A 25,766-nucleotide genomic window follows, 5' to 3' on the forward strand; every position below is an offset into this window, starting at 1 on the left:
CTCAGGCCAGGCTGACGCTTGTCCGCCTCACTATTGAGGGACCGGCCCCAGACTGGCCGTCTGTTTATAGAACGGCCAACGACTCAGGGCCGCTGCAGAGCACCCCCTTTGGCTTACCGCGGTCGGCCCCTGGCGAGGCCGCGCGCGGCCTCGCTTGCGGTCCCAGGCTGATCAGCGGGAAACCGTCCCGTCCGTGGGCTGAGCCGGGAGAGAGATGATAGACTATATACTACCGACAACCAAACAGATAGGCTGGAGGCATACATGTCCAGAGCATCCGCGCCGCGTAGCCCGCGCGCCGCCATCGTCGGCGTGGCAGAGTCTGACCTGGGCTACACTCCCGACAAGACCGTTCTGCAGCTTCAGGCCCAGGCGGCTCGCGCTGCTCTCGAAGATGCCGGCTTCAGCTTCGACGAGGTCGACGCCCTCTTCTGCGCCGGCAACTGGTCCTGGTCGCCCGCGCTAACCCTGGCTGAGTATCTGGGAGTCAGGCCGCGCTATAGCGACTCCACCAATATCGGTGGCTCCTCGTTCGAGGCCCACATCGAGCACGCGGTGGCCGCCATTGAGGCCGGCCTGATCGAGGTGGCCCTCATCGTCTATGGTAGCACCCAGCGCTCGGACCGCTCCCGCGGGCGAATCAACCCGACTTATCGCCTCACGGAACAGTTCGAGGGACCATTTGGACTGCCCACCCCCGTAGGGGCCTACGCCCTGGCCGCCATGCGCCACATGCACCAGTTCGGCACGACCAGCGAGCAACTGGCCGAAGTGGCTGTGGCGACGCGCAAGTGGGCCATGCTCAATGAGAAGGCCATGATGCGCGACCCCATCACGATCGAGGATGTGCTCACCTCGCGCTGGATCGCCGAGCCTCTGCATTTGCTCGACTGTTGCCTGGTCACTGATGGGGGTGGAGCCGTGGTACTGGCTTCAGCACAACGGGCCCGCCAGGCCCGCAAGTCGCCAGTTTGGGTACTGGGTCACGGCGAAGCCCATACCCATGCGACCATCGCCAACATGCCAGATCTGGCCGTTCATCAGGCGGCCATCGCCTCCGGCCAGGCAGCCTTTGCTATGGCCGGCCTGCGGCCCGAAGACATCGACGTCGTGGAAATCTACGACTCTTTTACCATTACGGTCATCATGACCCTGGAGGCCCTGGGCTTCTGCCAGATCGGAGAAGGAGGCGCCTTCGTGAGCGGCCAGCGCACCGCTCCAGGTGGCCCGTTTCCCATGAATACCAATGGCGGTGGCCTCTCTTACTGCCACCCCGGCATGTACGGCATCTTCCTGCTCATCGAAGCGACACGCCAACTGCGCGGCGAGTGCGGCCAGCGCCAGGTCCCTGGGGCTCGCCTGGCCCTGGCTCACGGCACCGGCGGCGTCCTGTCCTCCGCGGCCACCGTCTTACTTGGCAAGGACTGAACCAAAGAGAGTGAGAGTGCAGCATGAGTGAGGAACCGACCTACGCCCTCCCCCAAAGCGATCCCGAGTCGGCCCCTTACTGGGAAGGCATCCAGCAAGGAGAACTCCGTATCCAGCGGTGCAGAATCTGCCAACGCCATGTCTTTTATCCACGGAGCCTCTGCCCCCACTGCCATAGCGACCAGCTCACCTGGGTCAGGGCCACGGGCCGTGGAACCATCTACTCTTACACCGTTGTCCATCGCGCTTTCGGCCCTTTCGCCGCCGAGGCTCCCTTCATCATCGCCCTTGTCGAGTTGGAGGAAGGCGTGCGCCTGATGAGTCGCCTGATCAACAGCCCGCGCGAGCGCGTGCGCATCGGGGCCGCCGTTCAGGTCAGCTTTGAACGCCTGAGCGGGCGCCCTCCCCTCCCGCTTTTCCAACTGGCCGAATAGCCGCCCTGTCGGCAATACGCCTGTTGCAGTTACTATGCCTTTGCAATGTCGCAGTCCAAAAAGGATGCAGGCAGATGGAGCAAGAGAGAGCCATCACAGCGGAGCGGCTGAAGAAGTTCTTTCACCCGCACAGCCTTGCCATCGTTGGGGCCAGCGACGAAGCGCGCTGGTCCAGCTACCTTGTGCAAAACCTCAAAGAGAGCCACTTTTCCGGCCCCCTTTACCTGATCAATCGACGGCGCTCCCACGTTCACGGACAGGCCACCCTGCCAACGCTAAGCGACCTGCCCGAGACGGTGGACCTGGCCTTTGTCATGGTGCCAACCTCCCAGGTGCTGACGGTTGTGGCCGAGGGAGCCGCTCGCGGGCTGCGCCACTTTGTGGTGCTCACGGCCGGTTTCCGCGAGAGCGGTCCGGAAGGAGCAGAGCGAGAGCGAGAGCTTCTGGCCTATGCCCAGGCCAACGACCTGCTGATCCTGGGGCCAAATGGCAACGGCTTCATAAATGCCACCGCCGGCATCACCCCCTATGGACTCCCTATCAATTTCCCGCTGCGCAGCGGGCCAGTGGCAGTGGTGTTGCAGAGTGGGGCCCTGGCCAGCGCTGTGCTGGCTTATGCCCAGGCCCACGCCATCGGCTTAAGCCTCCTGGTTTCACTGGGCAACGAAGGAATGATTGGCCTCTGCGATGTGCTCGACTACCTGCTTAACGACGCCACCACGCGCGCCGTGGCCATCTTTCTCGAAAGCATTCGTCAGCCGGCAGCGCTGAGGCGGCTGGCGGCCAAAGCCCAATCCCAGGGCTGTGCCCTCGTAGCCCTCAAGGCTGGACGGAGCGAGGCCGGCTCACGCGCCGCGGCAGCTCACACAGGGGCCCTGGTAGGGAATGCCGCTGTCAACGCCGCCGCCCTGCGCCAACTAGGCATCATCGGCGTTCCCTCGCTAGAGGATCTGCTGACGACGGCAGCCCTGGCCGCCTATCATGGCCCGCTACCGGGTCGGCGCCTGGGAGCAGTCACGCCCTCAGGCGGCGCCTGTGACCTGATCGCCGATCGCGCCCAGGACGAGGGATTGCTCTTGCCGGAATTGACGGAGAAGACACGCGAGCGACTGCGGGCCGTGCTGCCACCCTTTGCTACCCCCCACAACCCACTTGATGTAACCGGCTACGTCGTCGTCGACAGCACGCTGCAACAGCAGGCCCTGGGCATTGTACGCGAAGATCCCCAGCTTGACTTTGTGCTCAACGTCGTGAGCATCGACGGCCTGCGCCGTCCCTCTGTGGAGGGCCAGCAAGCTCTTCTCAAGCAGTACGAGCGTCTGGCCGAGCTGGTGCGCACCTCCCCGCGTCCGATCTTGCTCGTCTCCAATACCTGCGTCGATCTCCCAGCGGCCATGCAATCGATCGTCGAAGGTACCGGCCTGCACATCATCGGCGGCCTCGAACACGGCCTGCGCGCCCTGGGCCGGCTACTCTGGTGGTCGGAACAGCTTCGCCAATCACCACCAGGCCAGCCACCAGATCGAGCGGAAGAAGCTTCGGGGCCGCCGCTGGAGTTGAACAGCCTCACGCTGATGGCCCCCTGTGAGGGGACCTGGTCGGAAGCCCAAACGCGCTCCCTGCTGGAGCAAGCCGGGATCCCGCTTGTACCAGGCCAGCTAGCCCGCTCACCAGCCGAAGCTCTGGCCGCAGCTCGGGACTATGGCTTTCCCGTAGCAATGAAAATCCAGTCACCCCACATCTTGCACAAGAGCGACATCGGCGGTGTCGCTCTCAACCTCAGCAGCGAGCAAGCTGTCGAGCGAGCCTTTGAGCAGCTCCTCACAACGGCTCATCAGCATCTCCCGGCCAGCGCTATCGAGGGTGTGCTGGTCAGCCCCATGCGCCAGGACGGCTGCGAGCTGCTGGTCAGCGTCTTCCACGATGCGGTCTGGGATCTCACCCTGACCGTCGGCCTGGGCGGCCTCTGGGCCGAGGTACTCCACGATATTGCCCTGCGCCCGTTCCCCCTGAGCCAGCCGGAGATCCAGGCCATGCTTGAGGAGCTGCGCGGCTTCCCACTCTTGCGTGGCGCCCACCACCAGCGCGGCGTTAGCCTGCAACGCCTCAGCGCCGTCATCTACCAGATCGTCCTGCTGGCCCAAGCTCTGGCTCCACGCCTGGAGCTGCTGGAGATCAATCCCTTGCTGGCCGACGGCGATCGGGTGGAGGTGCTCGATGCCCTGATCATCTGGCGCAGCTCCCAGGACTGAGCCTGCCTCCTCCCCAGCCTGCCGGCTCAGTCCGCCGTTCATCGGCAACAAGCAAGCAAGAAGGAAAAAGGAAAGGAGTGGATAAGGACAGGTATGGCAGCCTCTGAAGAGTTCAAGAGCCAGGTACGCCAGGCCTTCGCAGCCATCCAGCCCGGCCAGCGCTACGTCTTCCGCCGCACCTTCACCGAGGGGGATATGACCCTGTTTTGCGGCCTGACAGGGGACTACAACCCCTACCACCTGGATGAGAGCTTCGCGCAAGCAAGCTGGTACGGGCGGCGCATCCTTCCCGGACTGCTCACCAGCAGCATGATCACCCACATCGGCGGCCTTCTAGGCTTCGTGGCCACCGAAATGCATTTTCGCTATCTCAAGGCCGTTTATCCTGGAGAGACTATCACTTGCACTGTAACCTTCGTCGAGAAAGATGAAGAACAGCGCCTGCTCTCAGCTCAGGCCAGCTTCGTCAACCAGGACGGCGTCGAGGTCCAGCAGGCCTGGTTTAAAGGCTTTCCGACCTTCATTCGTCTCCAGGCCGAGCCGTGACCCACAGAGGCCAGCAAGCCTGGCCCCCGATCCCCAGGCCGCGCTCCGGGGCGGCCCGCCAAGTGGTATATACAACTATCAAAGTAGACCATGGGGGAGCGATCGCGGTTACGGTACCGTGGGCTTCTTTAGGGGAGGGAGCGTCTATGGTCTAGACAATATACCAAGTAGACAGGCCGTGTGGTATACTGTAATCTGTGTTGAGCTGGAGCGTAGTGGCCCGGACAGAGCATTCTGCCGCGAGCGCGGCCCGAGCGGACAACGGAGTGAGTAAGCATAATTTTGCACAGGAACAGCCATGAGTACGATCGTGAGAAAAAGCCCATTGCCACGTTACTATCAACTCAAAGAGATCATGCGCGAAAAGATTCGTAGTGGTGAATGGAAGCCGGGGGACCTGATCCCTTCGGAGCGGGAGTTAGGCGAGCAGTACGGGATCAGCCGCATGACGGCCCGGCAGGCCATCACCGAGCTGGTGAACGAAGGACTGTTCTACCGCGAGCAGGGGAAAGGGACCTTTGTCAGCCGGCGCAAGATTACCCAGCAACTCATTCACCTGACGGGGTTCACCGAGGACATGAAGGCGCGCGGGCAGCAACCTGGCACGCGCGTTCTTTCTGCCGAAATGCGTCCAGCGGACGAAGCTGTAGCCGAGCGGCTGCGGATCAAGCCCGGACTTCAGATCTTCCGTCTTCACCGCCTGCGTCTGGCCGATGGCGAGCCTCTGGCCATCGAGGTCTCTCACATTAGCTTTATCGGCTGTGAGAAACTCCTGGAAGAGGATCTGGAGCACAATTCGCTCTATCGCCTCCTGGAAACCAAATATGGCCTGCCCCTTCTGGAAGCCGACCAGGAGCTAGAGGCCGGTCTCATCGGCAGCGAGGAGGCCCAGTATCTGAAGGTTCCGGTTGGCAGTCCGGCCCTCTTCACGCGCCGCGTCACCTACACCGAGCGCAACCAGCCGATTGAGTACGCCTCTTCCGTTTACTGTGGCAATAAGTACGTTTTCTATACTCATATGAAGCGCGAGCAGCTGCTCTCATAGCCGCGCCGGCGCGGAGCCAGGCAGCCGTGATCACAACAAGCAGGCCATTGCAGAAGCCTCCAGCTCGCCCGCTTAGTGAGGTGGGCCGGGACTGGAAGATTTCCACATTTGAGAGCGAGGAGCAGTCAACATGTCAGCCTCTTTACAGCCCGACCATCCAAGTCAGCCAGTGCTCAGCGAGCTGGTCACCGAGCAAGATAATCCTGCCAGTCGCGACATCGATCGCAAGAGTGCCCTGGAGATCGTTGAGATCATCAACGCTGAGGACGCCCGCGTTGCTGAAGCGGTCAAGCAGGAATTGCCCCAGATTGCGCGCGCCATCGAGGTCATCGCCGCTCGCCTGCGCCGTGGTGGACGCTTAATCTATATGGGGGCTGGCACCTCGGGGCGACTTGGTGCCCTGGACGCCTCGGAGTGTCCTCCGACCTTCAACGTGCCGCCCGAGATGGTTGTTGGCTGGGTCGCTGGCGGGCCTGCGGCCCTCAGCCAGGCCAGCGAGGATGTCGAAGACAGCGCCGAGGCCGGGCGCGACGATGCCCAGCGCCTGCAGGTTAGTTCCGCCGATGTCCTGGTCGCCATCACGGCCAGCGGACGCACGCCCTACGCGCTTGGGGCCGCGCGCTATGCCCGCGAGCAGGGGGCCTTTACTATCGGCCTGGCCTGCAACCGCCGAACTCCTCTTGAAGCCCTTGTCGAGCTGATGATTGCCCCCGTCGTTGGGCCCGAGGTCATCACCGGTTCCACACGTCTGAAGGCCGGAACCGCCCAAAAAATGGTTCTTAACATGCTCAGCACGGGGAGCATGATCTTGCTGGGCAAAACCTACGGCAACCTGATGGTTGACGTTCAGGCCACAAACTACAAGCTACAGCAGCGCGCGCTGCGCATTGTCCAGCTCGTGACCGGCCTGGAGCGCAGCGCCGCTGAGGCTCTGCTGGCTCAGGCCAACGGCGAGGCCAAAACGGCCATTGTCTGCGCACGCAGCGGCCTCGATCCCGAGAGCGCTCGTCGGCGCCTGGCAGAACACGATTTCATTTTACGCGCAACCTTGGATTCGCTGTCATGATGAGAAGCACCTCCCAGAAGCACGCCGCCATCCATGATGAGGATTTCTACCTTGGGGTTGATGGCGGGGGCAGCAAAACGCTGGCGATTGTCGTTGATCGCTACGGACACGAGCGGGGTCGGGCGCTGGCCGGCAGCGCCAACTACGCTTCCGTGGGCCAGGAAGAGGCGGTCCGTCAGGTGCGGCTAGCCGCCGAACGGGCTTTGCAAGCTGCCGGAGCCAGAAGTCAGCCGCGCGCTGCCTGGATCGGTCTGGCTGGATTGGATCGGCCCGCCGACCATGCTGTTCTCTTTCCCCCGCTGGCAACCCTGGCCGATCAGGTCTATCTGACGAACGATGCTGAGCTGCCTTTAGCTGCCCTCGAGCAGGCGATCGGCCTCGTGTTGATCGCTGGGACCGGCTCAATCGCTTTGGGACGCGATGCCCGCGGGCGTCTGCGCCGCGCCGGCGGCTGGGGCTATCTGCTGGGCGACGAAGGAAGCGGCTATGATATCGGCCGTCAGGCTCTGCAGGCCGCCACTCGCGCCGCCGATGGGCGTGGCCCTCATACGAGCCTTCTGCCACGCATCCTGGCCCATTGGGGACTGGAGCGCCCCGAAGACCTGATTGGCCTCGTCTACCACGGCCTGGAAACTGCCGCTATCGCTCGCCTGGCGACCTGTGTATTTGCTGCTGCCCGTGAGGGCGACCTCGTGGCGCGTCGCATCGTGGGCCATGCGGCCACCGAGCTGGCTCTGGCGGCTTTGGTGGTCAGTGACCACTTAGAGTTTCCCGAGAACGTGCTGCCGGTGGCCCTGGCAGGAAGCCTGCTTGTGCGTGAGGCTCCTTTCCGCGCTCAGATCCTGCGGCGGCTCCGGGCCCGGCGCCGCCTCGGCCAGGTGGTCATCGTAGAAGAACCTGCCCTGAGCGCGGCCAAAGCGGCCATTCGGCTGGAGGCTGTGCGCCAGCCGGAGAGCGCCGCTGCTCCTGCTGCCCAGGTGCTACCCGAGCGATGAAGGAAGAGGGAGACGCTGATGCCTTCTCATCGTCCATCACCCCACCAGTCGGCTGAGGAAGCCGTCCCAGGCATGGCCGATCTTCGCCACCAGCTCGGCCAGTTGCTGATGGCCGGCTTCGAAGGCCCCGAACCCTCGCCGGCCATTCTCGATCTCATCGAGAATCACCAGTTAGGCGGGGTCATTCTTTTTTCGCGCAATATCGAAAGTGCGGAGCAGGTTTATCGTCTGACTAGTACCCTCCAGGCCAGGGCCCACGCGGCTGGCCACCGTTACCCGCTGCTGATCGCCATCGATCAGGAGAACGGGATGGTCCAGCGTCTGGGTGAGCACGTCACTTTGTTTCCAGGCAATATGGCCCTGGGAGCCTGCGACTCGCCAGAGCTTGTCACCGCTATCGCCCAGGCGACGGGCCGCGAGCTGCAGGCGCTGGGCATCAATATGAACCTGGCTCCCGTTCTGGATATCAACAATAATCCCGCCAACCCCGTTATCGGCGTTCGCTCCTTCGGCGAAGATCCTGAGCAGGTTGCCCGCCTGGGCCTGGCCGCGGTTCAGGGCTACCGTCGGGCTGGTCTGATCAGTTGCCTGAAACATTTCCCGGGCCACGGCGATACGGCCACCGACTCACATCTTGCCCTTCCTCTGATCCCTCACGATCTGGCCCGCCTGGAGCGCCTGGAGCTGGTCCCCTTTGCACGGGTCCTGCAGGAAGAAGGGGCCGATTGCGTGATGACGGCCCACATCGCCTTCCCCGCCCTGACCGGTGACCCAGGGCTGCCAGCTACGGTCGCCCCAGCGATCATCACCGGCTTGCTCCGGCAGCGTTTGGGCTTCGATGGGCTGGCTATGAGCGACTGTCTGGAGATGGAGGCCACCGCCGCTACTCTGGGCATCGAGGAGGCCACGGTACGAGCCTTAGAGGCCGGCCTCGATCTGATCTTGATCTCCCATCGCTACGACCGCCAGCTTGCCGGGCTGGTCGCCATGCGCACAGCCCTCGACGAGGGACGACTCTCGCCGGCTCGCCTGCAGCAGGCTTTGGGACGCCTGCAACGTCTGAAGGCGCGCTATCTCTCGTGGGAGCGCCTGCCACAGCCCGAGGCGCTGAAGCTGCTCAGGAATCCCGAGCATCTGGCACTGCAGCGAGAGAGCTACGCACGGGCCATCACTCTTCTGCGCAACAGCCTTGGATTGCTCCCTTTGCGACTGACAGGCGAGCAGCGGCTGCTGCTGGTGATTCCCCAGAAAACAGGCGCCAGCCGGGTCGAAGACCAGCGTTACCCTGTCGAGGGATTGATCGCCACTGTGCGACGCTATCATCCCAATACAGAGGCGCGTCTCCTCCCGCTCCCTCTTCCCGAGGGCGAGCGCCAGGCCCTGCGCGAGGCTGTCGAGCAGGCTCAGCTTGTGCTCCTGGTAACGGTCAACGCCTACCTCGACCGGGATCAGAGCGAGTGCCTCAACTGGCTGGCGGCAGAAGCTCCCTGTCCTCTCGTGGCGCTCGCTGTCTATAATCCCTACGATCTCCTGGCCTGCCCTCAGCTCAGCACCTATCTGCTCACCTACGAATATACTCAGCCCGCCATCGAAGCGGCTTGCGCCGTCCTGTTCGGCGCCAGTCGGCCCCAGGGTCGCCTGCCGGTGAGCCTGCCGCCCCTGCACGCGCGCGGCGAAGGGCTGAGCCTCTAAGCCGTCCCAAGCCCAACTGGCGCGGCGGCCGAAGGCGATCGCAAGGCGGTCCCGCTCTCTGCCAGCGGTGTGCTGGCAAGGGCCGGACCGCCTTCTTGTTCTGCTCCGCCTGCACGGGGCCTGGCCCTGGGAAGGAGAACAGACAGACTGACAGGCAGACGAATCAGCCTTTGACCGAACCCGCCAGGATACCGCGCACAAAGTAGCGCTGCAAGGTAAAGAAGATCACCAGGGGGAGGGCCATCGAGATAAAGGCCGCCGCCGTCAGCACTTCCCAGTTGGAGCCGTAGGAATTGACCAGATTGGCGATCGTCACCGTCATAGGCGCGCGATCGGGGTTACCGCCCATAAAGACCAGGGCCACCAGCAGATCGTTCCAGACCCACATGAATTGGAAGATCACCAGCGAAGCCAGCGAGGGCACCGAGAGGGGAAGCAGAATGCGAAAGAAAATGTTGACGTTGGAGGCTCCATCGATACGGGCCGACTCAAAGAGGTCGCTGGGCAGGCCGGCAAAGAAATTGCGTAGCAGGTAGACGGCGAAAGGCAGGCCGAGGGCGGTATGCATCAGCCAGATGCCGAGATAGTTGCCGGTGAGCTGCAAGCCGGTTGCCTGGGCCAGCATCGTATAGAGGCCCAGCACCGGGATCAGGGTCATCTGCACCGGAATAACCATCAGAGCGACTATTGTCAGAAAGATCCAGTCGCGCCCCGGGAACTCCATCCAGGCGAAGGCATAGGCGGCGAAAGCCGCCACCAGGGTTGGGATAATCGTACCCGGAATAGCGATAATCAGGCTATTGAGGAAGGCCTGGCCCAAACCCTGGGTGTGCAAGACATTCTCGTAGTTTTCAATCGTAAAGCTCCAGGGAGGGGCCAGGGCGGTCCACCAGCCAGTGGCATGGATCAGAGCCGGCGGCCGAAAAGAGCTAATGAAGAGGCCCAGAGTAGGAACCGACCAAACAAGAGCGATCAGGATCACAATGACCGAGACCAGACTGTGGTTGACCAGGCTCAGGAGTCGCTGGCGCAGAGGCTGGCGCTCCACTCTGGCCGCCGTCCCCGCCATCGGGAGGGCCGGCGCCTTTTGGGGGGTTACCAGGCTCGACTGGGCCTCCGGATTCATCGTGCTCATCGTTGCGCCTCCTGAACACGGAAACGACGAATGTTGAAGTACATAATGGGGACGATCGCCAGCAAGAGCAAGACCGCCAGAGCGCTGGCCACACCAAAGTTGTTGAAATTGAAGAGTTGCTGGTAATAATCAACAGCAACTACATTTGTGCCATAATTGCCACCAGTCATGACGTAGACGATATCAAAGATCTTCAGGATATTGATGATCATCGTCGTCGCCACGACGGCAATGGTGGGGCTGATCATCGGCACAATGATGCGGAAGAAGATGGTGATCTCGCCAGCCCCATCGCAGCGGGCAGCCTCCAGAATCTCGCTCGGGATCCCCTTAATAGCCGCCGAGAGGATCACCATGCAGAAGCCGGTCCACATCCAGACGTAGACTGCAATCAGGGCGAAGTTATTAAAGCGGCTATCGGTGACCCAGGCTTGCGGCTGACCGCCAAGGGCAGTCAGAAGGGCATTCAGCAGACCAATCTGCGGCTGCCCAGGCGGCTCATACTCGTAGACGAAGCGCCAGATGACGCCGGCTGCCACGAAGGAGAGGGCCATTGGAACAAAGATGGCCGCCTTGGCGAGGCTTTCAAAGCGGACACGATCGACCAGCACAGCGATCAGTAGGCCCAGCACAACCGTTGTTACCGTGGCCAGCACGAGCCAGAGCAGGTTATTGCGCAACACCTCCAACAGTGAAGGATTCGTAAAGATGAGAATATAGTTGCGCAACCCCACAAAGTGCGTGGAAGTAGCATCCTGAAAGCTGAGCCAGATCGTGAAGAACATCGGGTAGAGCAGAAAGATGGCCACAAAGAGGACCGCCAGCCCGATCCAGAGCCAGGGGGTTAGGCCAAAGCGCTTTCTGCGCGTCGTTGGAAGGCTTCGCTGCTCTTCGATGGCTTTGATCATGAACACACATCCCCTGGGAACAATGATGTCCTTGAGACGGTAGCGAGCCTGCCGGCACACCCCTGGCAGGCTGTCCTTATAGACCTGACACCAGTAGCACGTAGAAGAGAGGCAAGAGGCTCCATCTTCCCCGCCAGCCCTGTCCATGAAGGGGAAGATCAGAGCCGGCCACCAGGGCGAAGGAGTCCCTTCTACCTGAAAACGCCACGCTGAGAGAGGCTCACGACCCGCAACCAGCGGGGTAACCAGCGAATCGGACCGGCCTGCCTGCCGGTGCCGGGCAGTGCGCCCAGCCCGAGGGCGAGGAGGGCAGGCCATTCCTCCCTCCTCACCTTCTTCAGCCTGTCCGGCCCCACTCGTCCTTAGCCGCCTCTTTGCCTGGCGAAGTCGCCGGCCCCAAAGCGGGGTGAGGAGCAGACGAGCAAGGGCCGCAGCCTGTCCGCGTCACTACGAGGAGGCGTACGCCTGCTGAGCGGTGGCCTCCAAAGAACTCAGGATGCTATCGAGTTTCGTCGGATCCTTAATGAAGTCAAGCATAGCCTTCCAGTAAGCCGTCTCCATCGCCGGGGGCATCAGGTCATCGGCCCCGAAGCGGAAGATCGTCGCCCCGGTCAGCATCTGGGCCGAAGCGCGGGCTACCTCGTTGGGATAGGCCGATAGGGAAACAGCCTTGCTCGGCGACGTAAAGCCTCCGCGCTTGACCCAGATCTCTTGAGCCTGAGCCGTCTCCAGATACTTCACCAGCTCGCGCACGCCGTTGTTATCTTTGAGGGCCACGATGACATCGGCGCCACCGGTCACAGCCCCCTGATACTGGGCGTTGATAGTTGGGAAGGGGAAGAAGTTAAAGTCTTTGCCAGGCTGAGCGCTCTTGAATTGCGCTGTAATGAAGCCGGCGGTAAAGTCGCCGAGGTAGTAGAGGTAGGCTTCCGGAGGATTCTTGAAGGGGGCATAGCTGGCGTCCTGGAAATTGGTCGCCAGGATCGACTGAGGGGCGCCATTGATGTAATGCTTGCCCGTGACGATCTGAGCGAAGGTCTGGAAAGCCTGCTTGACGCTGCTGTGCGTCCAGGGGATCTTGTGATTGACCCACTGATCGTAGAGATCAGGCCCCGACTGGAGCAGGAAGATCTCATCGACCCAGTCGGCAGCCGGCCAGCCGCTGGCCGAGCCGCTCTCGACGCCCATTGACCAGGGATACTTCCCCTTGCTGGCGATCATGTCGGAGAGCTTGATCAGGTCGTCCCAGGTCTTAGGAACCGTCCCGCCGATGGCCTGCAGCTGCGCAGGATTATACCAGATAGTCCCCTTGTTGGCAGCCTTATAGAAGAGCGCGTAAAGCCGCCCGTTGTAGGAGCCTAGATTGATCCAGGTCGAAGCGTAATCGCTCTTGACCTTGTTCATATCCAGGAAGGAATCGAGGGGGATCAGCTTGCCCTGGCTGGCCAACTGCTGCATCTTGCCGGGGTTGGGCAGCACTGCGATATCCGGTGGGTTGCCGCCACGCAAGCGCGAGGTGAGGACCGCATCCAGATCGCGCGTGGCCTCGATCTTGACAGTGATCTTCGATTGGCTCTCAAAGGGAGTCACTACTGCGTCAAACGACTGCTGCTCCTCGCCGCTCCAGACATTGAGCACATCGACCGAGCTGACAGTGGCCGGCGTACTGGTCCCTCCGGTCGTGCTGGGCGTGCCGCAGGCCGCCAGCACCGAGGCGGCAGCGCTGGCCGACAGTCCAAGAGCCATGGCGCGCTGCAAAAAGACACGCCGCCCGATCCGCTGCTGGCTCAGATCCTCTACGAGCTGGTCCAGCGCCTCGCGCTGCTGTCGATCATAAATAAGCATAAGCTCCTCCTTTGGGCTGATGATGCTCGGCTCATCACAGTTGCTTGCTGCTTGCAACTGTCACAGACAAACAGGGAACGGAGCAGAAGGGTGTCTGCCTAGACAGAGAGAGTGTAGTCAGGTAGCCCTGGGCTGGCAACGTCCTCCCAGGGACAGCAAAGCGTCTCATGGGCGGCTTGCTCCTGCCAGCACTCTCCTTCTCCTTCTTTATCTCCACTCGATAGCCTCCTGGCCGCGCACTCAGCGGCGGAATTGGCCAGCCCGTCCTCTTCTGGCCAGCGCCAGGCCACTCCAGTGAGTGGGCCGCGCGATCGCAGGCGCCGGCACAGTAGCTTTTCTAGCGTTCCGCCATGGCGGAGGCAGACGTGTCCGATTCCTTGTCAGATTTTTGGCGGCTCTCCTGTCATACAGTATAGGCACAGGGACAACAAGCGCAGAAAGGATACAGCCGTGAGCAAGGCCAGGAACAGGAAAATGCCAGCCAATGACCGGCTTCGCAGCGAGCGACTGCGCCGGGGCTGGTCGCGCGAGTACGTGGCGGCCCAGATTGGTGTGGCTGATCCCAAAACGATCGGTCGCTGGGAGCGGGGAGATGCCACCCCCAGCGCCTACTTCCGACAGAAGCTCTGCAGTTTCTTTGGCCTGTCGGCTCAGGAGCTGGGTCTCTATCAGGAGTCGGCCCACGCCGTCGCGCCGGCCAGCGAGTCGTTCGCATCTGCAACAGGACAAGCAGTTCGAGAAAGCGACCATGAGCAGTCGGAGATCACCAGAGGTATTCTCGATCCGGCCATGCCGCTTGCGACCCCCGAGAGCCTTGCACCGATCGGGAGAGACCAGCTCTTAGCACAGCTTAAAGCCCAGTTGATGCGCGAGCAGAGCAGCAACACTGTGGCTCTCTATGGTTTGCCTGGGGTCGGCAAGACAACGCTGGCGTTGGCCATCGTCCATGATCCGGAGGTGCAGGCCCACTTTCACGAAGGCATCCTTTGGGGCCGGCTCGGCAGCGAGCCTGACCTGCCAGCTCTCCTGCGCCACTGGGCGGCCCTGCTGGAGATCCCTCCCCACATTCAGCTTCGCCTGGAAAGCCTTGAAAGCTGGGTGCAGGCTCTACGCGCCGCTATCCACCGCCGACGGATGTTGTTCGTCATCGATGACGCCTGGTCCTACGCTGAGGCCTTGCTATTGATGGTGGGAGGGCCTCGCTGCGCGTATCTGCTGACAACCCGCTTGCCGGTGGTGGCCTTGCATTTCGCCAATGAGCGGGCTTTGCGCGTCCCCGAGCTAGAGGAAGACGAGGCCCTGGCCCTACTGGGACGCTTTGCTCCCCTGGCCACCCGCCTGGAACCCGAAGCCTGCCGCGCCCTGGTGAGGGCGGTGGGAGGTCTGCCCCTGGCTCTGACGCTCATGGGGCGCTACCTGCAGGCTCAGACCTATAGCGGCCATCTCCGCCGTCTGCGCACGGCCTTGGGGCGCCTTCAGAATCCTCTGTCGCGCCTCTCTCTGGAGGGCTGCGACGCCACTCTGGAGCCTCAGCACTACCATGCCCAGGCAGCCCCTCCCTCGCTGGCGGCAGCCCTGGACGCCAGCTACCGCCGCTTGAGCCGGGAGGCCCGCCAGGGCCTGACGCACCTGGCTACCCTGCCCCCAAAGCCTCAGACCTTTCATGAAAGGTCCCTGGGCAGCCAGGTCTCACTCCAGACGCTCGATGAGTTGCTGGACGCCGGCCTGCTGGAAAGCGCCGGCCCTGACAGCTATACGCTGCATCCGGTAGTCGCCGAGTATGCCCGGAGCCACGCCTGCCTCCACAACCAGGGAATTCGTCAATCCGCGGCAACGCCCGTCAACGGGTCGGCCTCCCCGATAGAGCGCCCTCGCGTCACAAGCTTCGGGATATCCGACCGTCTTGCTCGTTGCACGGATTCGAGGCCGATGGTGTATCATGAAGGGGAGAGATCGCAGCCACCGCTGCCTGCCCTTCAGTATCAGGATCACCAGCAGCCGGCTCATGCCGATCCCCTGGCGCTCTCTCCATGAGCGCCGCGAGATCTGAGCTGTGTGTGGCTTTGCTCTCTGAAGTCTCCGCTTGCCTGCTTGAGCAGGAGCGGTCAAGATGGGGCAGGCCCAGAGGGGACGCCGGGGTCTCTCTGCAATTGTCTTCGGCAGCTCGTTAAGGAACCTCACCTATGGCTTACAGGATAGAGGATACCTCTTCATCGGGGACGAATGGCTCGCTCGATGAGCCGGCCCTTGTGCAACGAGCGCAACGCGGCGACCAGGCTGCCTTTGATACACTGTTCGAGCGTCACGAGCATCGGATCGCTCGCTATCTGAAACACATGGTCGGCAACGACGGGGTGAGCTGCGATCTAACCCAGGAGACGTTTTTCCGCGCCTGGCAGGGGCTGCCCGGCTTGCGCGATCCGCAGCGCTTCGCGAGCTGGCTCTATCGCATCGCCACCAACGTCGCCCACACCTATTTGGAGCAGGCCAGGCGCATGCAATACGTTCCCTGGGAAGACAGCCACGCGGAGAGCAGCGAGCTGAGCGCGCCGCGCATGGAAGAGCATATTGAAGAGCGTGAGCTGACCCAGATTGCTCTTGCGCAGGTCTCGCCGACCTATCGCTCTTGTCTCATTCTGTACGTGATTGAAGGGCTGCCACAGCGCAAGGTAGCCGAGCTGCTGGGCATGAAGGAATCCTGCGTCAGTAAATACGTCAGCCGAGGCAAAGAGGAAATGCGCCAGATCTACCAGCGCCTGCAGAGCGAAGGTCTGCCCGGCAGGCGGAGAGGAGGCAAGGGGAAATGAGACAGCAACCGTTGCGTCCTCCCTGCCCGAACTGGGCGGAGAAGCTGGCTCTGCGTCTGGAGGACCTGTCACCCGCTGATCGCGAGGCGCTCCAGGCTCATCTGCAGCAATGCCCGGTCTGCGCAGCAGCACGGGCAGACTATGAGCTGATTGACGCCCGCTTGCGCGCGCTGCCCGATCCGGTGCTGAAGCCTGTGCCACGCCTGGCCGCTCTCCTGAGCAAATTTGAGGGCGAGCAAGGGCAGGGGTCAGGTGAGCTGTCTCGCCTGGCCGGGCAGGCCCACTTCGCTCCTTCTCCGACCCGCTCGCAGCGCCAGCGTCTGTGGACAGCTATAGCGGCCCTGATCGCGGCCTGCTTCATTCTGGCTCTGGGTCTGCCGCTGCTGCCTCAGCTCCTGGGGAGCGCCAGCTCCCGACCGGGGACGCTGCTGGTGACCTACCGCGGCCATAGCAGCGCCATCAGCGCCCTGGCCTGGTCCCCCGATGGGGACTCGCTGGCTTCCAGCGATCTCAAGGGTACCATCGAGGTCTGGAATGCCCTCACCGGCAGCCTGCGCTATCGCTATGAGACCAGCGCCGGTATTGCCTACGCTGTGGCCTGGTCCCCCAACGGGCGCTATCTGGCCGCGGCCTTTGAGAACCATAGCGTTGAGGTCTGGAACACCGAAACGGGTCAGCGCCTCTATCGCTTTACGCGCCACACAGATATTGTCTACGCGCTGGCCTGGTCACCAGACAGTCGGCGGCTGGCCTCTGGCGGCGGAGACAACCGCGTCTGGGTCTGGGATGCCACTACCGGAGCCAACGCCGTCGTCTACAGCGGCATCTTTCCCGTCACTACCCTGGCCTGGTCACCCGACGGCAACTACCTGGCAGCGGGAGACGCTGGCAATATCGTGCGCATCTGGAACGTCCACACCAGCAACCCGGAGACGCCTCTGCTCTCTTACACAGCTCACAGCGATGCCATTACTTGCTTGAGCTGGTCACCCGACGGGCGCTACCTGGCCTCGGCCAGCAAAGATGGCACGGTACGCGTTTGGAATGCCCGAAACGGTAGCACCCTGCGCGTCTACACGGGTCACCGCGGCAGCGTTGATGCCGTCGCCTGGTCGCACGATGGGCGCTTCATCGCCTCGGCAGGCGCTGACAGCACAGTGCAGATCTGGAATCCTTTCAGCGGCGAGGTGGCCCTGATCTACCGACAGCACAGCGACGAAGTCACTGCCGTCGCCTGGTCGCCCAACGACCATTATCTGGCCTCCGCTGGCTGGGACCACACGGTACAGGTCTGGCGCGCCCCTTGATTCCACCAGCGCCGAGTGCCTTGAGAGGGCCTGTCGTTTCCCGACTTTCTGTTGCAGGAGGCAGCTCTCCCCCCGCCGAAAGCGGGGGAGCTGCCTGGCCGGCTCGGGTATCCTCTCTTCTGATCTGGTCAGGTATGTCCCTCGCTTCTGATCAGATACTGTCGTCCTCGCGACCTCCAAGAGAGCAAAAACATTTCAGGTCTTTCAGCCTGTATCTGTCAGCCTGACGCCTCTCGGACAGGTAGCATATTGCACAGACGGCGCCCAAGAACTATACTGTGGAGTGGTTAATTTACGCACGCCCCTTATCGCTGGAAGCTCAGTGCGCTGTGAGCCTGGGAGGAACGCATGCCACGCATGCCCGCGCCACACCATCGTCACCAAGGGCGCGCTGAACAGCCGGGCTGGCAGGCTCAGCATCAGCGGAAGCAGCGCAAGCAGGGGCGCCTCCATCGTCGCGTCTTCTTGCAGCGTGCTGTCTCCTTGGGCTTGAGCGCCCCCTCCGCCCTTGCCCTATTGGCAGCCTGCGACAGCCAGTCTGCTTCGGTCGACGTCTTGACCGTCTGGAGCAGCGAGGAACAGGACTCTTTTCGGGCAGTGGTTGCTCCTTTCGAGCGGCAGACCCAGATCAAGGTCCAGGTCGTCTCTACCCGCGATCAAGACACGCTCCTGACCACCCTGCTGCGCGCCAATACCCCCCCCGGGGTGGCGATCCTGCCCAACCCGGGCGGCATGCAGCAACTGGCCGCCCAGGGGAAGCTGCTTCCCCTGGACAGCTTCCTGGACATGACGACCGTCAGGCGCGATTACAGCCGTACCTGGATCGATCTTGGAAGCTACAAGGGGGCGCTCTATGCCCTCTTCTACAAGGCGGCCAACAAGGGGATCATCTGGTATGACCCCGAGCACTTGCAGGCTCTGGGCCTCAGCGTACCCCATACCTGGGAGGAGCTGATCGCGGTCTCTAATGCGATCGCGGCCCGGGGACGCTATCCCTGGTCGTTAGGGGTCGAAAGCGCAGCCTCCAGCGGCTGGCCAGCCGCCGATTGGATCGCCGAGCTGTACCTGAAGGAATGGGGTCCCGAGATGTACCAGCGCTGGGTCAACCATGCGATTGCCTGGACGGACCCGACTATCAAGCAGACCTTCCGCCGCTTCGGCGCCATTGTCAGTGGCAAGCATTATATCCAAAATGCGCCCACGTCGATCCTATTGACAAACTTTCAGGACGCCAGCTATGCCCCCTTCGAAGAACCGCCAGGCGCCTACTTTTACTACTCAGGCGACTTTGTGCTCGGCTTCGTCACAAGCCGCTTTCCCACGATTGTGCCCGGCAGGGAGATCAACTTCTTTCCTTTTCCAGAGATCGATCCGCGCTACGCTGGGGCTGTTACTGGGGGGGCCGATGCTGTGGTCGCTCTGCAGGATACGGCAGAGGTACGGGCCCTGGTGCAGTATCTGGCCAGCGCGCAGGCTCAGGAGATCTGGGTTCGGCGCGGCGGCTTTACCTCGGTCAATCAGTCGGTTCCTATGAGCGCCTACCCCAACCCTGTGGCACGGGCCTCGGCTCTGATGCTGAGACAGGCGCCGCGCTTCTGCTTCGGGGCCGGCGATCTGATGCCGCCCGTCGTGCAGCATGCCTTCTGGAAAGGCATGCTCGCCTTTATCCAGGAGCCGGATCAACTCGACGCCATTCTGGCCGCTATCGAGATGGTCGCCCGACGCAGCTACCCCGGCTCGCCAGTCGCGACGACCGGATCCTGAGCAGGAACGCATCAGACCACTCGCTCCCTCCCCGCCTGGTTCCGGCCCAGGCTGCTGCTGACAGGAAATGTCGACCCGCCGTTGGACTCCCAGATAACCGCGGCAGCATCCAGTGCGTCAGTCGCGTCCCGTCCGTCCGCAGGCAGACCGGACTCCCCAGTCGAGGCCCCCTTGTGGAAGAGAGCGGCGACGTTGTAAGCTATGACAGAGAGCGAGCCAGGCAACAAACAAACACAACAAGGGCATCGGCAGAACAAATTGGGAAAGGTGTGACGAGCTGATCGGGCTGGCGATGGGAGCCAACGACCAGCGCTCTCCGGCAGGCAGGAGTCGGGGAACCAATCTGGGTCAGTCAGCCCACAGCCAGACCGCCTTCTCTCGGAAGCGATTGTAGCTAAGGAGCACCATGGTGCCTGAACAGAACAACCCTAATAATCAGCGCAATCTTCGCTCATCCAATGGGAAGCCTCTGATTCTGGGCCAGTCTCGCGGCCTTTCTGACCAGGAGGCAGCCCTGATTCAGCGCATGATTCGCGAGGAACAGCATTCTTCGCGCGCCCTGGAGATTCCCAAGGAAGATCTGGCTCAGGAAGCTACTACTCGCATGCGGCCAGAGGTCGCTGAGGTGGTAGCCGCCAGCCGGGTACGCGAGATTCTGCAGATGTTTAATCGTGACTACCTCTACGGCCAGGGACGCTTCGATGAGTACGAGAGCGGCCTGCTGCTGAAATGGGGAGATGGCTACTCGCGCAAGCACATCTGGGTAAGCGTGGAAAATGGGAATCTGCTCTTTGAGACGAGCCATATGCGCAAGTGCAGCAAGCCCTACTGCACGGGCACCCACCACGTGCTTAGCCGCGAGCAGTACACGAACATCGATGTGATCAATGAGGAGCTGGCCGAGCTGTTCCGCCGACCGGTTCAGGAGCCAACCGATGACTGAGGCCAGGCGGCCATTATCACCGTCCCGCAGGCGGACTGAACAGGCAGCGACCACAACTCCAACCTGATCAGAGCTGACAGTGAGTCAGCAGGAGTGCCCGTTTGTGTCACAATCAGTGCTGGCTTTGGAGCGAGATCTCTTCTTTGCGGTAAAGATCCGCGATACACTGCGCCACCTGGCGCTGGAAACCATCGTTGTGCGCGACCTGGCGGCCTTCTCGCGGGCGCTGGCGGGCCAGAATGCGCCGGCTGCTCCGCCAGCCCTGGCCATTGTCGATATTTCGACTCCAGGGGTAGCCTGGGACGAGGCAATCCGCCAGGCCCGTCAGCACGGACTGCCCGTCTTGGCCTTTGGTCCCCATGTTGATGTCGAGGCGCGGGCCAGAGCTTTGGCAGCGGGTGCCCAGCGCGTGGTCTCCAACGCCAGGCTGAGTAGCTCGCTAGCGAGCCTGGTGCAGGCTCTGCTGACCTCGCCGGAGACAGCTGATCTCGCCACCGAAGATGAGGAGCAGGAATGAAAGCGGCTCAGCTCCCTTCAGAACAAGGCTGGGCTTGACAATCTCCCCTAACGATATGCTATAATGACTCTGACCCGTAGAGGGGCACCCTGAAGCCTATCTCAGGCGACAGCCTTCGATAGGTCAAGCCCAGAAAGGAGGCGGTACCTATGCTGAAGTTGCCTGTTCGCTTACTAGGGATGGTGTTTCAGGTGGACAGAGCTGGCCCGTAAGGGCCGCTTCAAGAGGATACGTGTAGAGAGGTCGAACCGGCAACGGTTCGGCCTTCTTTTTTGTTTACCCTCCTCACTCCCCCTCCTTCGTTGCCTCTCTCCCTTTTTTGTGCTATAATAACTTGAACAAATTTTCGAATTTCCTACCCTGACCTCAGTAAGCAGCGCCTGAAGCGGGCAGCGGTCGCTCTTTAGGGCGTTGCCGCCTGGAGAACGGGCAGACGGAAAGAGAAAGTGAGCTTTCGCGCTTGCCAGTAAGCATGGCCAAGGTCACGAGTAAGAAGAGAGGAAAGTCGAATCACATCGACAGGGAGCAGTAACATGCATCAGAATCAGATTCTCAAGCTTACGCAGACCATCCAGGTGCTGCCGAGTCGGACAGGATATCAGCGCCGCGCGGCGCAGCAGCCGATGCTCCCTGGGCTAGAGCCGGAACCAGCAGAAGAGCGGCGACCGGTCCGCAGCAATCGTCAGCTTGCCGAGGTGCTGGCCAGCGTGGCCGACCTGCTTGAGCTGCAACACGGCAATCCTTACCGCATCCAGGCTTATCGCAACGCGGCGCGGGCGATCCTCTCTCTACGGGAGCCAGTTGCAGAGCTTGCGGCGCGGGGCGAGCCGTTGCCCATCACGGGCCTGGGACGTCGCATGCAGGCCCACATTGCCGAGCTGCTGCAGCGCGGAACCTTGACCTTCTCGCACGATCTTCTGCCTCAGAGCCTGCCCGCAGGGGCGCGCCGCCTCCTGGCTATCGAACACATCGGCCCGCGCACGGCTCTGCGGCTCTACGAGGACCTGGGTATCGACTCGGCAGAGAAGCTGCGACAGGCCGCCAACGAGCAGCGCCTGCGCCGGCTCCCCGGTTTTGGCCCCCGCAGCGAGCTGCGCCTGAAGGAAGCCGCCGAGCGCTATCTCGACCAGCAGCGCGAGCCTGATCCGCCGGCCAGCCTGGGCGGTGCCGCCTGAGAGGTCGCTCCCTGCCAGGAGTCACCGGCACGTCATCCGGCGTCACTTCTAGAAACGGCCCTGCTCTACCAGGGCGATAAAGCGCTGCTCCAGCTCCCAGGTACGCGGACCCGGCTGGCCATTGCCAATCACCAGATCGTCAATCTGGACCACCGGCATGATCTCCTTCGAGGAGGCAGTCAGAAAAGCCTCATCGACTGAAGACAGCTCGGAGAGGGCGATTGGCCGCTCTTCGATCGCGAAACGCTCGCGGGCCAGCTCCAGAACCACGGTGCGCGTCACTCCTGGCAGAATGCCTTCGCGCGGCGTCACCAGGGTATCGCCCCGGAAGACAAAGAAATTGCTGCGTGTCCCCTCCAGGACCTGCCCCCGCTCGTTCACAAAAAGGGCATCGGCGGCTCCTCGCCGCGCCGCCTCCTTGAGGGCCTGGACCGCCGCAATGTAGCTGGTCGTTTTGGCTTCCGGGGCCTCTCTCTGCAGACGACAGGTAATCAGGCGCAGCCCGCGCCTGAAAGCTTCCAAGTCCCGCTCGGGCAAGGGCGTAATCAAGACCGCCAGGAGCGGTTTTCCGGAGGGGAGAATGCCGTCTTCGCTCGTACCCCCAGTCACTAGAATGCGCAAGGAGGCGTGGCGAAAGGCATTGCGTCGAATGGTCTCCTCGAGAACGGCCCGAATCTCTTCCCGTGTATAGGGAATTGCGAGGTCGATCAGCTCTGCTGAGTGATAGAGCCGGTCAAGATGATCATCGAGACGAAACGGACGACGATCGTAGGTACGTAGGGATTCGAAGACGCTATAGCCCCGTAAGACGGCCACATCGCTGAGCGGGACGGTGGCTTCATCTGGATGAACCCATCTCCCTCCAACGTACCAGAGAGCCTGTTGCTCCATAGCTATCCCTGTTCCTCCTCTTCTGTGGGATCAAGCAAACCCTGCTCGCGCAGCCAGCGCAGAAAGTGCTCAGGTACAGCCATGACAGAGAGGCGCGGCTGGCGTAGCAGACTCCAGTCGGAAAATAGCCCGCTCTCCTTGATCTCGCGCAGAGTCAGTGGGCGTGCCAGGCGACGCACAAATTCGATGTCGATGACCTGACTACGGGGCTCAGCGGGATCGGGACGCGGCCAGGAAACTACGCGGGCCAGCCCTACCAGTGCCGCCTGAGACCCACTATGATAGATCAGAAGCCGGTCGCCAGGACGCATCTGGGCAATACAGCGCACCGCCTGGGGATTGCGTACCCCATCCCAGACAGTGCGCCGCTCTCGCTCGAGATCGTCTAATCCATAGTCTGCAGGCTCCGTCTTCACCAGAAAATAGGCCATCTGCTTCTGCTCCTCTCTTCCCCCTTGATTGCCCTTCAGGCAACCAGCCTGCATTTGCCGAGGCTCGCCTCCAGAGAGGCGCCGGAACGGGGCGCCAGCCGGAGAGCGCCCAGAACAGCATAGCACGGCAGACAACGCCTGTAAACATCGTTCGGCGCGGGCACCGTTGTCTTATCCACCACCGCACCTCTCTTGCTCTAACTGTCATGGCAAAACTATGCAAGGTACGATAGGTCAGGCTTGATCACATGAATATGGCCATGCTATAATGCTGATGCTATCTTGTACTTCTGGCGCCCATAATTATACAAGATGCCTTCGGCGATCAAGCCACAGATGCCGCACAGAATCAAGACAGGAAAGGAACTGCTGGAGGGGTAGCCGGGAGCAACAAGTGGCCGGAGAAGGTGAGAGGAACCTCCCTCGCGCCCAGCCACAGCCACATGGCAGCAGTCGCTCAGATCAGGTCAGGTCAGGTCACAGGCCAGGGAAGAGGAGAACAGCTCTCTGTCCTGCCTCCTCCTACTGACTGAGAGAGCTGCCACCGCCGAGAGGGTTGGCGCTCAGCTGAGATCATGGCTAGCCTGTCTGTGCGTCTGCCTGTCCGTCTGCCTGACTGCCTGGCCAGAAAGAGCGCGGCCAGCTCCGCGGGTCCAGCCTGCAATCGACAGTAAGAGGCATTCAATGAAAGGAGGAGCGCCCTTTGACAACCATCCCACAGCTGCGGCCTCGCAAACCGCTGACGGCATTTGCTATTGCCGGTTCTACCATGGCGCAGATTGCTCCGGCCTTTTCTTTTTATTTGGGCATGGCGGTCATTGCTCAGGGGGCAGGGCTGGGAGCACCGTTTACCATCTTGCTGGCAGCGATCGCCATGTTCATCGTGGGGTTGAGCGTGGCCGCCTTTGCCCAGCGCCATCCCTCAAATGGTTCCCTGGTCACCTTCCTGGGGCTGACCTTCGGTGGCGTCATCGGGACAACCACCGCCGTCCTGTTTAGCAGCGCTTATATCCTGCTCCTGGCTTCGGTCATGCTGGCTATCGGCGGCTGGGTCAGCTTCTCCCTCCAAACCTTCTACAGCCTGAGCATCTCTTGGATTCCCTTGACCATCGCTCTGGCGGCAATATGCTGGCTCCTGACTTTGAGCGGCATCAATCGCTCGACAGCTGTGGCCACTGCATCGATGCTGATCGAAGTAGCGATATTACTGGCGGTCTCGCTGCTGGCTTTCCTGAACCCACCAGCCCCCGCTTCGCTCGGCCCCCTGCTTCCCACGGCCCTCCAGAACGGGCTGACCGGTCTGGGACAAGCCTTCCCGCTGGCGGTTTTTCTCTTTATCGGCTTTGAAAACGCCGTGGCCCTGGCCGAGGAGAGCGAGCAGCCCCGAAGGAACATCCCGCGGGCCGTGATGCTCAGCCTGGGCCTGATGGCGGCCCTCTATCTGATCGTGAGCTATGCAACGGTGACCGGCTTTGGCAACAGCGCCCGCCGCCTGACGCAGAGCACGATCCCCTTTATAGACCTGGCCCAGCGCTACCTTGGTCCCCTGGCCATTCTTGCCGCCCTGGCCGGATTCACCAGTGTCGCCGGTACCATGCTCGCTGGCACCAACAACCTGTCACGCGTTATCTTCAACTCGGCCCGCGAAAGGCTTTTTCCTTACGCCCTGGCCCAGGTCTCTCGCCGCTTCGGCACTCCAACCCTGGCGCTGACCCTGCCTTTCGCGCTCGCCCTGGTACTGGCCCTGGTCGTTGGTCTAATCAGTGGGGACTGGCTTGTCGCCTTCGGCTACCTCTCGACGCTGGGCACCATTCCGCTCATCCTGATCTACGGAGCCGTCAACGTGGCCGTTATTTTCAACCACGGCCTGGGTCTCTCGCCCCTGCGGCGCTACCTGCTCCCGCTGCTCGGCACAGTCAGCATCGCGCTCCCTCTCTGGGCCTTGCTTCAGCCTGGTCAGCAGCCTCCTTACAGCTTCTTCCCCTGGATTACTCTGGCCCTGCTGATCATCGCCCTGCTTTACTCCTGGTGGCGCGTACGCACCGACCCCGCTCTACCGGCGCGCATCGGCGCCTTCGGGCCAGAGCACCTGGCGACTCCGAGCAGCTCCGAGGCCAGCTACGAGGCTGCAACCATCTCCCCAGGGGAAACAATTGAGGCCCCGGCGGTCGATGATCCAGAACCGCAAGTCTAGGCCCGGCCATGGCAGCAGACGGCACTCCAGAGAAGGCGACTCCTTGCTCCCAACGCCGGGAGAAGGAGAGCCAAAGAGCAGATCTGCACTCTGCGCTCTTTTATCGATCATCACAGATGCACTCAGGGAGATAGACCGATGCAGCTTGAGAAATCTCGAATCGGGAAAGAACTGCGCGAAGAAGACACCTATACCATCCGTGAAACGCTTCTGCGCAGCGAGCCAACTGTCGATCTCTATATCCGCGAGAAATGGATCGCGGGGGGCGATACCAAGCTCCCGGTGGTGCTGCTGCACGGGGCCGGCATGGATAGCAGCGGCTACGATGTCCCAGTAGCAAACGCCTCGCTGGTCAATGCCCTGGCCCAGAACGGCTCGCACACCTTCGCCT

At 62.1% G+C, this 25,766-nt stretch carries 22 protein-coding genes; 17 read left to right on the top strand and 5 right to left on the bottom strand.

Translation table 11 applies throughout. The features are described from left to right. Window positions 1-264 precede the first annotated feature (264 nt). The 8 genes from ACFMO7_RS09495 to nagZ all read left to right on the top strand — a co-directional run bounded on the left by ACFMO7_RS09495 (window position 265) and on the right by nagZ (window position 9,458). On the top strand, window positions 265-1,428 hold the full coding sequence (locus ACFMO7_RS09495; protein ID WP_376795246.1) for an acetyl-CoA acetyltransferase: 1,164 nt from the start codon (window positions 265-267) through the stop codon (window positions 1,426-1,428). A gap of 23 nt (window positions 1,429-1,451) precedes the next feature. Then, window positions 1,452-1,862, top strand: a complete 411-nt coding sequence (locus ACFMO7_RS09500; protein WP_376795247.1) for a Zn-ribbon domain-containing OB-fold protein — start codon at window positions 1,452-1,454, stop codon at window positions 1,860-1,862. Window positions 1,863-1,936: 74 nt separating this feature from the next. After that, complete coding sequence (locus ACFMO7_RS09505) at window positions 1,937-4,114, top strand: acetate--CoA ligase family protein (protein ID WP_376795248.1); 2,178 nt, start codon at window positions 1,937-1,939, stop codon at window positions 4,112-4,114. Between the two features lie 93 nt (window positions 4,115-4,207). Continuing rightward, entirely contained in the window at window positions 4,208-4,660 is a 453-nt protein-coding gene (locus ACFMO7_RS09510) for a MaoC family dehydratase (RefSeq protein ID WP_376795249.1), read from the top strand. A 298-nt stretch (window positions 4,661-4,958) separates the two neighbouring features. Continuing rightward, a complete protein-coding gene (locus ACFMO7_RS09515; protein WP_084659202.1) occupies window positions 4,959-5,705 on the top strand; it encodes a GntR family transcriptional regulator in 747 nt (248 codons plus the stop codon). Between the two features lie 130 nt (window positions 5,706-5,835). Beyond that, a complete protein-coding gene (murQ, locus tag ACFMO7_RS09520; protein WP_376795250.1) occupies window positions 5,836-6,771 on the top strand; it encodes an N-acetylmuramic acid 6-phosphate etherase in 936 nt (311 codons plus the stop codon). Then, the gene (locus ACFMO7_RS09525) at window positions 6,768-7,766 is read left to right on the top strand and encodes a BadF/BadG/BcrA/BcrD ATPase family protein (protein ID WP_376795251.1); all 999 of its coding nucleotides are present in this window, start codon (window positions 6,768-6,770) and stop codon (window positions 7,764-7,766) included. The genes murQ and ACFMO7_RS09525 overlap by 4 nt, the downstream gene beginning before the upstream one ends. Window positions 7,767-7,784: 18 nt before the next feature. Continuing rightward, on the top strand, window positions 7,785-9,458 hold the full coding sequence (gene nagZ, locus ACFMO7_RS09530) for a beta-N-acetylhexosaminidase (RefSeq protein WP_376795252.1): 1,674 nt from the start codon (window positions 7,785-7,787) through the stop codon (window positions 9,456-9,458). Window positions 9,459-9,621: 163 nt separating this feature from the next. Here the strand turns inward: nagZ and ACFMO7_RS09535 are convergent, their stop codons facing one another. The 3 genes from ACFMO7_RS09535 to ACFMO7_RS09545 form a co-directional block, all read right to left on the bottom strand. Beyond that, the gene (locus tag ACFMO7_RS09535; RefSeq protein WP_376795253.1) at window positions 9,622-10,593 is read right to left on the bottom strand and encodes a carbohydrate ABC transporter permease; all 972 of its coding nucleotides are present in this window, start codon (window positions 10,591-10,593) and stop codon (window positions 9,622-9,624) included. Beyond that, on the bottom strand, window positions 10,590-11,501 hold the full coding sequence (locus ACFMO7_RS09540; RefSeq protein WP_376795254.1) for a carbohydrate ABC transporter permease: 912 nt from the start codon (window positions 11,499-11,501) through the stop codon (window positions 10,590-10,592). The genes ACFMO7_RS09535 and ACFMO7_RS09540 overlap by 4 nt, the downstream gene beginning before the upstream one ends. 447 nt (window positions 11,502-11,948) lie before the next feature. After that, a complete protein-coding gene (locus ACFMO7_RS09545; protein ID WP_376795255.1) occupies window positions 11,949-13,346 on the bottom strand; it encodes an ABC transporter substrate-binding protein in 1,398 nt (465 codons plus the stop codon). Window positions 13,347-13,820: 474 nt separating this feature from the next. Between ACFMO7_RS09545 and ACFMO7_RS09550 the strand changes: the two genes are divergently transcribed. The 7 genes from ACFMO7_RS09550 to ACFMO7_RS09580 all read left to right on the top strand — a co-directional run bounded on the left by ACFMO7_RS09550 (window position 13,821) and on the right by ACFMO7_RS09580 (window position 21,859). Further along, entirely contained in the window at window positions 13,821-15,380 is a 1,560-nt protein-coding gene (locus ACFMO7_RS09550; protein WP_376795256.1) for an NB-ARC domain-containing protein, read from the top strand. Between the two features lie 149 nt (window positions 15,381-15,529). After that, window positions 15,530-16,153, top strand: a complete 624-nt coding sequence (locus ACFMO7_RS09555; protein ID WP_376795257.1) for an RNA polymerase sigma factor — start codon at window positions 15,530-15,532, stop codon at window positions 16,151-16,153. Continuing rightward, window positions 16,150-17,460 carry a hypothetical protein gene (locus ACFMO7_RS09560; RefSeq protein ID WP_376795258.1) on the top strand — a complete coding sequence of 437 codons (1,311 nt, stop codon included), beginning with the start codon at window positions 16,150-16,152 and terminating at the stop codon, window positions 17,458-17,460. The genes ACFMO7_RS09555 and ACFMO7_RS09560 overlap by 4 nt, the downstream gene beginning before the upstream one ends. A gap of 357 nt (window positions 17,461-17,817) precedes the next feature. Beyond that, the gene (locus ACFMO7_RS09565; RefSeq protein ID WP_376795259.1) at window positions 17,818-19,224 is read left to right on the top strand and encodes an ABC transporter substrate-binding protein; all 1,407 of its coding nucleotides are present in this window, start codon (window positions 17,818-17,820) and stop codon (window positions 19,222-19,224) included. A 406-nt stretch (window positions 19,225-19,630) separates the two neighbouring features. Beyond that, window positions 19,631-20,167 carry a hypothetical protein gene (locus ACFMO7_RS09570; RefSeq protein ID WP_376795260.1) on the top strand — a complete coding sequence of 179 codons (537 nt, stop codon included), beginning with the start codon at window positions 19,631-19,633 and terminating at the stop codon, window positions 20,165-20,167. A gap of 103 nt (window positions 20,168-20,270) precedes the next feature. Then, the gene (locus tag ACFMO7_RS09575) at window positions 20,271-20,684 is read left to right on the top strand and encodes a hypothetical protein (RefSeq protein WP_376795261.1); all 414 of its coding nucleotides are present in this window, start codon (window positions 20,271-20,273) and stop codon (window positions 20,682-20,684) included. Window positions 20,685-21,217: 533 nt separating this feature from the next. Then, on the top strand, window positions 21,218-21,859 hold the full coding sequence (locus tag ACFMO7_RS09580; RefSeq protein ID WP_376795262.1) for a helix-hairpin-helix domain-containing protein: 642 nt from the start codon (window positions 21,218-21,220) through the stop codon (window positions 21,857-21,859). A gap of 48 nt (window positions 21,860-21,907) precedes the next feature. Here ACFMO7_RS09580 and ACFMO7_RS09585 read toward each other — a convergent pair whose 3' ends face one another. Next, on the bottom strand, window positions 21,908-22,750 hold the full coding sequence (locus tag ACFMO7_RS09585) for an aminotransferase class IV (protein WP_376795263.1): 843 nt from the start codon (window positions 22,748-22,750) through the stop codon (window positions 21,908-21,910). 2 nt (window positions 22,751-22,752) lie between these two features. Beyond that, window positions 22,753-23,181 carry an EVE domain-containing protein gene (locus ACFMO7_RS09590; protein WP_376795264.1) on the bottom strand — a complete coding sequence of 143 codons (429 nt, stop codon included), beginning with the start codon at window positions 23,179-23,181 and terminating at the stop codon, window positions 22,753-22,755. A 703-nt stretch (window positions 23,182-23,884) separates the two neighbouring features. Here ACFMO7_RS09590 and ACFMO7_RS09595 point away from each other — a divergent pair. Both ACFMO7_RS09595 and ACFMO7_RS09600 read left to right on the top strand, forming a co-directional pair. Next, window positions 23,885-25,375, top strand: coding sequence for an APC family permease (locus ACFMO7_RS09595; protein ID WP_376795265.1), 1,491 nt, complete (start codon window positions 23,885-23,887; stop codon window positions 25,373-25,375). Window positions 25,376-25,513: 138 nt separating this feature from the next. Further along, window positions 25,514-25,766, top strand: a 253-nt coding sequence (locus tag ACFMO7_RS09600; protein ID WP_376795266.1) for a hypothetical protein, incomplete at its 3' end; no start/stop codon positions are given.

The organism is Thermogemmatispora sp., from assembly GCF_042408735.1.
Classification (GTDB): domain Bacteria; phylum Chloroflexota; class Ktedonobacteria; order Ktedonobacterales; family Ktedonobacteraceae; genus Thermogemmatispora.

Excerpts from the sequence above, each read along its gene's own strand:
- ACFMO7_RS09495 (WP_376795246.1), top strand. The coding sequence starts at position 265 with ATGTCCAGAGCATCCGCGCCGCGTAGCCCGCGCGCCGCCATCGTCGGC.
- ACFMO7_RS09500 (WP_376795247.1), top strand. The coding sequence starts at position 1,452 with ATGAGTGAGGAACCGACCTACGCCCTCCCCCAAAGCGATCCCGAGTCG.
- ACFMO7_RS09505 (WP_376795248.1), top strand. The coding sequence starts at position 1,937 with ATGGAGCAAGAGAGAGCCATCACAGCGGAGCGGCTGAAGAAGTTCTTT.
- ACFMO7_RS09510 (WP_376795249.1), top strand. The coding sequence starts at position 4,208 with ATGGCAGCCTCTGAAGAGTTCAAGAGCCAGGTACGCCAGGCCTTCGCA.
- ACFMO7_RS09515 (WP_084659202.1), top strand. The coding sequence starts at position 4,959 with ATGAGTACGATCGTGAGAAAAAGCCCATTGCCACGTTACTATCAACTC.
- murQ (WP_376795250.1), top strand. The coding sequence starts at position 5,836 with ATGTCAGCCTCTTTACAGCCCGACCATCCAAGTCAGCCAGTGCTCAGC.
- ACFMO7_RS09525 (WP_376795251.1), top strand. The coding sequence starts at position 6,768 with ATGATGAGAAGCACCTCCCAGAAGCACGCCGCCATCCATGATGAGGAT.
- nagZ (WP_376795252.1), top strand. The coding sequence starts at position 7,785 with ATGCCTTCTCATCGTCCATCACCCCACCAGTCGGCTGAGGAAGCCGTC.
- ACFMO7_RS09535 (WP_376795253.1), bottom strand. The coding sequence starts at position 10,593 with ATGAGCACGATGAATCCGGAGGCCCAGTCGAGCCTGGTAACCCCCCAA.
- ACFMO7_RS09540 (WP_376795254.1), bottom strand. The coding sequence starts at position 11,501 with ATGATCAAAGCCATCGAAGAGCAGCGAAGCCTTCCAACGACGCGCAGA.
- ACFMO7_RS09545 (WP_376795255.1), bottom strand. The coding sequence starts at position 13,346 with ATGCTTATTTATGATCGACAGCAGCGCGAGGCGCTGGACCAGCTCGTA.
- ACFMO7_RS09550 (WP_376795256.1), top strand. The coding sequence starts at position 13,821 with ATGCCAGCCAATGACCGGCTTCGCAGCGAGCGACTGCGCCGGGGCTGG.
- ACFMO7_RS09555 (WP_376795257.1), top strand. The coding sequence starts at position 15,530 with ATGGCTTACAGGATAGAGGATACCTCTTCATCGGGGACGAATGGCTCG.
- ACFMO7_RS09560 (WP_376795258.1), top strand. The coding sequence starts at position 16,150 with ATGAGACAGCAACCGTTGCGTCCTCCCTGCCCGAACTGGGCGGAGAAG.
- ACFMO7_RS09565 (WP_376795259.1), top strand. The coding sequence starts at position 17,818 with ATGCCCGCGCCACACCATCGTCACCAAGGGCGCGCTGAACAGCCGGGC.
- ACFMO7_RS09570 (WP_376795260.1), top strand. The coding sequence starts at position 19,631 with ATGGTGCCTGAACAGAACAACCCTAATAATCAGCGCAATCTTCGCTCA.
- ACFMO7_RS09580 (WP_376795262.1), top strand. The coding sequence starts at position 21,218 with ATGCATCAGAATCAGATTCTCAAGCTTACGCAGACCATCCAGGTGCTG.
- ACFMO7_RS09585 (WP_376795263.1), bottom strand. The coding sequence starts at position 22,750 with ATGGAGCAACAGGCTCTCTGGTACGTTGGAGGGAGATGGGTTCATCCA.
- ACFMO7_RS09590 (WP_376795264.1), bottom strand. The coding sequence starts at position 23,181 with ATGGCCTATTTTCTGGTGAAGACGGAGCCTGCAGACTATGGATTAGAC.